Genomic DNA, 1,145 nt, shown 5'->3' with positions numbered 1-1,145 from the left:
TTACGGGAGGTTGCGGGCCATGACGATGCGCTGGACCTGGTTGGTGCCCTCGTAGATCTGGGTGATCTTGGCGTCGCGCATCATGCGCTCGACCGGGTAGTCACGCGTGTAGCCGTAGCCGCCCAGCAGCTGCACGGCGTCGGTGGTGACCTCCATCGCGACGTCCGAGGCGAAGCACTTGGCGGCCGCGCCCTGGAAGGTGAGGTCCTTGTCGCCGCGCTCCGACTTCGCCGCCGCCGCGTAGGTGAGCTGGCGGGCGGCCTCGATCTTCATCGCCATGTCGGCGAGCATGAACTGGATGCCCTGGAAGTCCGCGATCGGCTTGCCGAACTGCTTGCGCTCGCGGACGTAGCCCTTGGCGTAGTCCAGTGCGCCCTGGGCGACACCGAGGGCCTGCGCGGCGATGGTGATGCGGGTGTGGTCCAGCGTCTTCATCGCGGTGGCGAAGCCGGTGCCCTCCTCGCCGATCATGCGGTCCGCGGGGATGCGCACGTTGTCGAGGTAGACCTCACGGGTCGGGGAGCCCTTGATGCCGAGCTTCTTCTCCGGCGCGCCGAAGGAGACGCCCTCGTCGGACTTCTCCACCACGAACGCGCTGATGCCCTTGGAGCGCTTCGCCGGGTCGGTCACCGCCATGACCGTGTAGTACTCGGAGACACCCGCGTTGGTGATCCAGCGCTTCACACCGTTCAGGACCCAGGAGTCGCCGTCGCGCACGGCCCGCGTCTTCATGCCGGCCGCGTCCGAACCGGCGTCCGGCTCGGACAGGCAGTACGAGAACATGCCCTCGCCCTTGGCCAGCGGGCCCAGGTACTTCTTCTTCAGCTCCTCCGAGCCGGAGAGGATCACCGGCAGCGAACCCAGCTTGTTCACCGCCGGGATCAGCGAGGACGACACGCACACGCGCGCCACCTCCTCAATCACGATGACCGTCGCGAGGGCGTCCGCGCCCGCGCCGCCGTACTCCTCCGGCACATGCACCGCGTGCAGATCGTTCGCGACCAGCGCGTCCAGCGCCTCCTGCGGGAACCGCGCCTCCTCGTCCACCGCGGCCGCGAACGGGGCTATCTTCGCCTCGGCCAGCGAACGGATCGCGTCACGGAGCATGTCGTGCTCCTCGGACGGGCGGTACAGGTCGAAGTCAG

At 68.3% G+C, this 1,145-nt stretch carries 1 protein-coding gene; it reads right to left on the bottom strand.

Translation table 11 applies throughout. The annotated features are described in order from the left end of the window. The coding region (locus tag FNH09_RS46495) for an acyl-CoA dehydrogenase (RefSeq protein ID WP_274390318.1) at nt 1-1,145 on the bottom strand (1,145 nt) is incomplete at its 5' end.

The sequence above is a fragment of the Streptomyces adustus genome (genome assembly GCF_009377175.1).
GTDB classification, from domain to species: Bacteria; Actinomycetota; Actinomycetes; order Streptomycetales; family Streptomycetaceae; genus Streptomyces; species Streptomyces adustus.
Note: the sequence above shows the minus strand (reverse complement) of the source record. Positions and strands in the feature narration are given on the sequence as shown.